Source organism: Cellulomonas sp. NPDC057328, from assembly GCF_042667215.1.
Classification (GTDB): domain Bacteria; phylum Actinomycetota; class Actinomycetes; order Actinomycetales; family Cellulomonadaceae; genus Cellulomonas.
Genome location: NZ_JBHUZW010000153.1, coordinates 1 through 7,447 on the forward strand (window position 1 = coordinate 1; position 7,447 = coordinate 7,447).

Below are 7,447 nucleotides of genomic sequence, written 5' to 3' on the forward strand. Positions count from 1 at the left end.
CCGTCGACGTGTCCCCTCGTCCGTCCCCCGGACCGTCCCTCGATCCGTCCCCCGGACCACCCGCGGGGCACCACGCCGGTCGCGTAGCCTGGCGCCGACGTGCCCCCGTCCGGCCCCGGAGGTCACCCTGCCCGGCACCACCGCCCGCGCGCGCCCGCGTGCCGCCACCGCGGCCGTCTGGGTCGGGTTCGTGCTCGTCCACGCGTGGCTCACCCGCCTCGGCACCGTCGAGCTGCGCCAGGACTCCTTCGGCGACGTCGACCTGTACCGGCGCTGGGTCGACGCGGGCCTGACGTCGGGCTGGTGGCCCGTGCTCGACGAGGCGTGGGTGTACCCGCCGGCGGCGCTCGTGCCGCTCCTCGCACCGGCGGCCGTCGCCGGGTCCGCGTCCCCCGACGCGTACGCCCTCGCGTGGTGCGGGCTGGTCACGCTGCTCGACGCGGTCGCCGTCGCCGCGCTCCTGCGGCGCCCCGGCGGGCACGTCGCCGCCGGGTGGTGGCTCGCCTTCCTGGTGCTGCTCGGGCCGGTCGCGATCGGCCGGCTCGACTCCGTCGTCGCCCCGGTCTCGGTGCTCGCGCTGCTCGCGGCCCTCTCGGCGCCGCGCGTCTCCGCCGCGCTCGTCACGGCCGGCGCGTGGGTGAAGGTCTCGCCCGGTGCGGCGATCGTGCCGCTCGCGCTCGCGTCGCGGCGGCCGTGGCGGGACGTCGTCGCGCCGGCGGCGGCCGTGTGCGTCCTCGTCGTCGGCACGGTCGTGGCGCTGGGCGGCGCGCGCAACGTGGCCTCGTTCGTGCTCGAGCAGGGGTCGCGCGGGCTGCAGATCGAGTCCGTCGGCGCGACGCCGTGGCTCGTCGCGGGGCTGTGGTCGCCGTCGGTCCAGCGGTACCTCAACGGCGAGCTCGTGACGTACGAGATCGCCGGTCCGGGCACGCAGACCATGGCCGACGTGCTGGGCGCGGGCCTCGTCGTCGGCGTGCTCCTCGCGACGGTCGTCCTGTGGTGGTGCCGGCGCCGCGACGGCGCGACCTTCTGGACCGACGACGCCGTGCGCGGCGACTTCGTCGTGCGCGGCGCGTTCCTCATGGCGCTCGTGCTCATCGTCGCCAACAAGGTCGGCAGCCCGCAGTTCATCACGTGGCTGGCGCCGCCCGTCGCCGTCGGCCTGGCGCTCGGCCTGCCCTGGTGGCGGCGCACCGCGGCGGCGCTGGCCGGGGTCGCCGCGGCGACGCAGGTCGTCTACCCGTGGTGGTACGACGACGTGCTGCAGGGCGTCGCCGGGACGACGCTGCTGCTCGCCGCGCGCAACGTCGCGGTGGTCGCCCTGCTGGTCGTGACGGTCGTGCACCTGCTGCGGCCGCCGTCGACGGCGCGCGTGGGCGGGCCCGCGACGGACGCGGCCGACGGCGTCCCCGCCGGCGCGCCGGGCGAGCCCGACGCGCCGGCCGGGTCACGCGCCGTGCGCGGCGAGCCAGGCGAGCAGGTAGGCCCGCGAGCTCCCGTCGTCGACGGACGTGTCGGGTAGCGCCAGCGCGTCCTCCCACGCGGCCGCGGCCTCGTCCGGGCCCGCGAGCGCGCGGTACATGAGCAGGTAGTCGCCGAACATGACGTCCGGCCCGTCGGGCGCGGCCTCGTCGACGGCCGCGGTGATGGTCGCCGGGTCGACGTCGAGGGCCAGGTGGTCGGACACCGGTCCCATAGGGATGAGCAGGATGCCGAGCATCGCGCTGGGCTCCGGGCTGAACCACGTGGCCCAGTCCCGCTTGCCGCCCCAGTTGAGGGCGACGACGCGGTGCTCGAACCCGTCGAGGACGGGGTCGTCGAGGTCGGGCGCCGTCCAGTAGGTGCGGGACGTCAGCGCCTCGGTCGACGTCAGCCACGTCGCCTGCGTGCGCAGGTCGTCCTGGCCGGACGCCGCGGCCCACAGGCCGACGCCGTTCCACGCGTTGACGGCCTCGGACGCGGACTCCTGGTTGTTGCCGTCGGCGAACGGCGCGGTGCCGGACGCCCAGGCGTGCCCCGCGTACGGGTCGTACGTGCGCAGCTGCGGCAGCGCGTCGGACGGCAGCGCCGCGGCGACGTCCTGCACGAGCGCGTCCATCACGGGGCGCACGTCGTCCACGAGCGCCGGGTCGTCCGCGCCGAGCAGGCCGGCGGCGGACAGCAGGTAGCCGTAGTGGAAGTGGTGGTCGTTGAGCTCGTCGGACCCGAAGGACGGCGTCCGGCCGATCACCGAGCGCACCTGCGGGTCGTACACGAAGCACCGCGCGTCGCGGGTCCCGCACCCGTCCGGCTCCGCCCACTCGCGCAGCGCGTCGGCGACGCGGACCCGCAGGTCGGCGACCACGTCGTCCGCGCCGAGCGTCTCGCCGAGCACGACGAGCGTCGCGGCGCGGTACAGGTCCTTGCCGCCGAAGTACGTGTCCGACCCGAACGCCTCCGTGCCGGCGACGTCGGCCGTGAGCTGCTCGAGCACCGCGGCCCGGCGGTCGTCGGGGACGTCGGCGAGGTCGAGCGTGCCGGTCGGCTCGACGGCCGGCGCGTCGGCGACGAGGTGGGAGCCCGCGCACAGCTCGAGCGCGCCGTAGATGCTGCGGTAGGTGCCGAGGCCGCAGCCGTCGCGGTCCGGCTGGTCGCCGGCGCGGTGGTGCGGCATGAGCACGTGGGCGGTCGGCGCGGCGGCCGCCGTGCGGTAGGTGAGCGTCGTCCGCGCGACGCGGTCGTCGACGCCGTACGCGACGTCCACGCCGACGACGGGGTCGACGGCCGCGTCCGCGAGCACCTGGGCGGCGTCGTCCGCCGCGTCGTCGGGCAGCGCCCACCACGTGGCGGTCCCGCCGGCGGCGAGGGTGAGCCGGCCGCCGGCGAGGGCGCCGTCGGCGGCGGTGAGCGCCCACGTCGTCCCGGCGACGTCGACGGTCGCCGTGCCGCCGTCCGCGTCGCCGAACGCCGCGCCGGCACCGAGCTCGACGTCGGCCGCCGCGGTGAACGACACGAACGGCGAGCCGCCCGCGAGCGCGACGTCGCCGAGCGGCGCACCCGCGGCGTCGAGCAGCCGCACGGTCACGGCGACCGGGTCGGCGGCGACGACCTGCGCCGACGCCGCACCGGCGTCGACCGTCACCGCGGGCACGTGCGCGCCGATGACCGCCTTCGCGCTCGTCACCGGGTCGGGCAGGCCGACGGTGAAGCCGCCGTCGTCCAGCGCGAAGGACAGCGGCAGCGGGAACACCGGCTGCGGTTCGGCACCGAAGGCGAGGCCGGAGTACCAGCGGTTCGACGGCGGCACGACGCCGTCGGCGAGCCGCGTCGGGGCGACCTTCGCGTCGGGCGCCTGCGTGACCGCGGCCGTGAGGGCCGCGGCGTCGACGTCGGGCGGGTCGGCCGGCGCGGGGCCGTCGTGGGCCGGTGGCGCGGGCGCACCCGCCTCGCCGGCCGCCGCCCGGCCGGCCGACCACGGCCGCAGCACGACGAGCACGGCGGCGAGGACGACGACGAGCACGACGGCGGCGACCACCCAGGGCAGCCGCGGGCGGCGGACGGCGGTCACCGGCCCAGCCCGCCGACGTAGGTGCGCACGCGGTCGGCGACCGTCGTGACGACCCCGTCGTTCTCGAGGTGCATGACGGCGACGACGGGCGTGCCGGCGCTGACGAGGCCGTCGCCGGCCCCGTCGACGAGGTCGTCGCTCGCGACCCGCACCACGGCCTGCGCCTGACCGGCGACCGTCTCGACGTCGACCTGCTCCAGCCGCCCGCGCAGCCGGGAGCGGTCGGGCAGGACGAGCGTCACCGTGGCACCGTCCGGGACGCGCGCGTACTCGGTGGCGGACAGCGTGTACTCGGCCTGCACGTAGAGCGAGTCCTCCCGCTGCACGGTGGCCATCGGGACGGCCGCCTGCACGAAGGTGCCGCGCGTGGCGGCCACGTCGATCACACGGCCGGGGCCGCTGGCGTGGACGACCAGACGGCCCTCCGGGTCGAGCGAGGTGAGCTCCGGGGGCTCGGCGACCAGGCCGTTGCGCAGGTCGTAGGCGAGGCTCGCGGAGTCGACGACGAACAACGGGTCGCCCTCGGCGACCGCGTCCCCGACCTGGACGAGCTGGTCGGCGACGAGGCCGGCGTACGGCGTCCCCACGGCGTAGGTCTGCGCGAGGATCTGCGCGGAGTCGCTCGTGGCGCGCCCCCGCGTGTCGTTGAGGTGGACCGTGGCGAGCGCGGCCACGGCGAGCACGGCGAGCGTGCCGGTCAGCAGGCGGAGACGGCTGGCCCAGGTCATCGGGTACCTCCGGTGGTCAGGGCGACGGGGGTGGAGGACGGGGTGGCGGCGGGGGCGTCGGCCCCGGCCCGCTCGGGAGCGGCCTGCTCCGTGGCGCGCAGCTCGGCGCGGGCCCGGCGGCCCTCCCGCCAGGCGGTGACGACGAAGCCGCCGAGGATCAGCGTGTTCGTGGCGTTCCACGCGAGCGCCAGCGTGAGCTGCCCGCTCTCGGCGGCCTTCCAGGCGGCGACGACGGTGGTCACGAGCAGGAACTGGAAGACCAGCACCTGCGGCTGCATGAACGCGAAGGGCGAGCGGTAGGCGCCCTTGCGCCCGGTGACGTGCCAGGCTTGCTCGCGCCGCAGCAGGGCGTTGACGAGCGCGCGCACGTAGATCGGGAACGACACCGACGCGAGCAGCAGCACCTCCCACCGGAACGAGCCGAGCGTGTAGAAGGCGAGCACGATCTGCAGGACGTAGAAGCCCGCGTAGTACAGGAGCCACGTCAGCGGCGTGATCGTCAGGTCCATCGGCGACAGGTCGAGGTAGATCTCGAGCGGCGGCACCATCAGCAGGAGCAGCGGCGCGATGCCGGTGAGGTAGTGCGTCGCCGTGACCGCGTACTGGATGCGCTGGTCGGTGGTGAGGCGGCGCTGCCGCGAGAACGGGTTGTGCGTGAGCATGATCTCGAAGCCGCCCGTCGCCCACCGCAGCTGCTGCTTGGTGTACGCCTCGACGGTCTCGGGGGTGTCGCCCACGGCGAGCGTCGTGGGGATGTAGACCGTGCGCCAGCCCTTCTCGTGCAGCATGAGCGAGGTCCACACGTCCTCGGACTTGGAGTCGGTGTAGACGCCGCCCACGGAGTCGAGCGCGGCCCGCCGGTAGACGACGTTCGTGCCCACGCAGAACGCGGCGTTGAACCGGTTCCGGCCCGGCTGCACGTACCGGTAGAAGACCGCCTGCATGTAGCCGGCGCCGCGGCTGATGATCGTGTCGTAGTTGCCGTACGTCTGCGGCGTCTGCACGAACGCGACGTCGGACGACGCGAAGAACGGCACGGTCTCGTGCAGCATCTGCGGCAGCGGCACGAAGTCCGCGTCGAGCACCAGGACGAGCTCGCCGCGCGTGAGCGAGAGCGCGTGGTTGATGTTGCCGGCCTTCGCGCCGCCGCTCGAGAGCCGGCGGACGTACCGGGCGCCGAGCTCGGCCGCGAGGTCGCGGACCTCGTCCGAGCGGCCGTCGTCGAGCACGTAGGTGTCGTGCCGCCCGTGCATCGCGACGGCCGCGGTGACCGTGCGGCGGATCGTGGCCAGGTCCTCGCCGTACGTCGTGATGTAGACGTCGACCGTCACGGGACGGTCCTCGAGGTGCATCTGCCAGCGCGACGGCTGGTCCTCCGTGCCGTCCCGCAGGATCTCGGCGAGGTCGTACAGGCGCTCCTGCGCGTGGTGGAAGGCGAAGCCGCGGGGGTTGTGCCCGCTCGACAGGACCGTCCACATGGCCAGCAGCGCGTGGGCGACGAGGACGGTCTCCGCCAGGATCACCATCGTGTACGGGAGCCAGTCGCCGCGGTTGCCGGGGTCGAGCAGGAACGCCGCGTAGACGACCACGCCGGCCGCGGCGAGCAGGACGAGGAGCATGAGCGAGGGGCTCTGCGCCGCCTCGTTCTCCGGTGAGCGGGACGGGCGCGGCGTGCGCCCGTGGGACTCGTGGGCGTGGTCGGTGCGACGCGGGTCGAGCAGCAGTCGGTCGAAGGTCGTGGACACGTGGCCCCCTGCGGTCGTCGTCATCGGGGTGCGACGGCGACCCGGGTGCGGGGCGACGTCGCGGTGACGGCGGCGTCGTCGGCGTCCGGCGTGCGCGGTGGTGACGGCCCGTCGGGCGGTCCGTCGTCCTCCACGTGACGGGGACGACGCTAGGCACGCCCCCGCAGCGGTGTCACGGGACCGTGACGCCGCGGACGCGCCGGGACGGGTCGGCTGAATCGAATCGGCCACGGCGTGACAGTGCCCGGACCTGCACGGATCGCCCCAGATGTCCGGTGTGTGAACTTTCGCGGTGCGCGCCCCGGTCCCACGATCCGGACGATCAGCTGCCGTCGAGCGCCGTCCCGGGACGACGACGGGGCGGGGACCGGTCCGGTCCCCGCCCCGCCCGTCCGTCCGGCCTCAGGCCAGGTGCGGCGCGACCTCCTGCGCCACGAGCTCGAGGTGCTCGAGGTCCTGCAGGTCGAGGACCTGCAGGTAGACACGCTGCACGCCCTGCTCCGCGAGCGTGCGCAGCCGCTCGACCGCCTCGCCGGGCGTGCCGGCGATGCCGTGCTCGCGCAGCTCCGGCACCTCGCGGCCGATGGCGGCGGCGCGACGCGCGAGCTCCGCCTCGTCGCGGCCGACGCACAGCACGAGCGCGACCGACTGCACCAGCGTGCCGGGGTCCCGCCCCTCCTCGACGCACGCCTGGCGCAGCTGCTCGATGCGGCCCGCGACGGCGCCCAGCTCCGGGAAGGCCTGGTTGTACTCGGCGGCGAACCGGACCGCGAGCCGCGGCGTGCGCCGGGGGCCGCCGCCGCCGACGATCACCGGCACGCCCGCGCTCCCGGGGTGCAGGGGCGACTGCTGCACCGGCTTCGGCAGGGCCGGCGAGTCCAGCAGCGTGTAGTGCTCGCCGCGGTGCTCGAACCGCTCGCCGACCGGGGTGCCCCACAGGCCCGTCACGATCTCGAGCTGCTCGGTGAGGATCCCGAACCGCTTCTCCGGGAACGGGATGCCGTAGGCCGTGTGCTCGTCGGCGTACCAGCCGGCCCCGAGGCCGAGCTCGACCCGCCCGCCGGACATCTGGTCGACCTGGGCGACCTGGATCGCGAGCACGCCCGGGTACCGGAACGTGGCGGACGAGACGAGCGTGCCGAGGCGGATGCGGCTCGTCTCCCGCGCGAGCCCCGCGAGGGTCGTCCACGCGTCGGTGGGGCCGGGCAGGCCGTCGCCGCCCATCGTCAGGTAGTGGTCGGAACGGAAGAAGGCGTCGAACCCCAGGTCCTCGGTGGCGCGCGCGACGGCGAGGACGTCGTCGTACGTCGCACCCTGCTGGGGCTCGGTGAAGATGCGCAGGTCCATGCCGCCAGCCTCGCACGCCTCCCCACCCCCTCCGCCGAGCGCGGTACATGCGTCACGAGTGCGGGTGCTGCAGCACCCGCACC

General features: G+C 75.4%; 5 protein-coding genes. 1 reads left to right on the forward strand and 4 read right to left on the reverse strand.

The features are described 5' to 3' along the window. Positions 1–190 precede the first annotated feature (190 nt). Positions 191–1,519 carry a glycosyltransferase 87 family protein gene (locus ACFUMH_RS17745; RefSeq protein ID WP_378208672.1) on the forward strand — a complete coding sequence of 443 codons (1,329 nt, stop codon included), beginning with the start codon at positions 191–193 and terminating at the stop codon, positions 1,517–1,519. Here ACFUMH_RS17745 and ACFUMH_RS17750 read toward each other — a convergent pair. The 4 genes from ACFUMH_RS17750 to ACFUMH_RS17765 form a co-directional block, all read right to left on the reverse strand. Beyond that, entirely contained in the window at positions 1,445–3,544 is a 2,100-nt protein-coding gene (locus ACFUMH_RS17750; RefSeq protein ID WP_378208674.1) for a glycosyl hydrolase, read from the reverse strand. The two genes, ACFUMH_RS17745 and ACFUMH_RS17750, sit on opposite strands and share 75 nt — an antisense overlap. Further along, a complete protein-coding gene (locus ACFUMH_RS17755; RefSeq protein WP_378208676.1) occupies positions 3,541–4,272 on the reverse strand; it encodes an HlyD family efflux transporter periplasmic adaptor subunit in 732 nt (243 codons plus the stop codon). Before ACFUMH_RS17755 ends, ACFUMH_RS17750 begins: the two co-directional genes overlap by 4 nt. Further along, entirely contained in the window at positions 4,269–6,017 is a 1,749-nt protein-coding gene (locus tag ACFUMH_RS17760; RefSeq protein ID WP_378208678.1) for a glycosyltransferase, read from the reverse strand. The genes ACFUMH_RS17755 and ACFUMH_RS17760 overlap by 4 nt, the downstream gene beginning before the upstream one ends. A 402-nt stretch (positions 6,018–6,419) precedes the next feature. Further along, positions 6,420–7,364, reverse strand: coding sequence for an LLM class F420-dependent oxidoreductase (locus ACFUMH_RS17765; RefSeq protein ID WP_378208680.1), 945 nt, complete (start codon positions 7,362–7,364; stop codon positions 6,420–6,422). Positions 7,365–7,447 lie beyond the last annotated feature (83 nt).

Bases quoted from the DNA above. Each gene is read 5' to 3' on its own strand.
- ACFUMH_RS17755 (WP_378208676.1), bottom strand. From the start codon at position 4,272: ATGACCTGGGCCAGCCGTCTCCGCCTGCTGACCGGCACGCTCGCCGTG.
- ACFUMH_RS17765 (WP_378208680.1), bottom strand. From the start codon at position 7,364: ATGGACCTGCGCATCTTCACCGAGCCCCAGCAGGGTGCGACGTACGAC.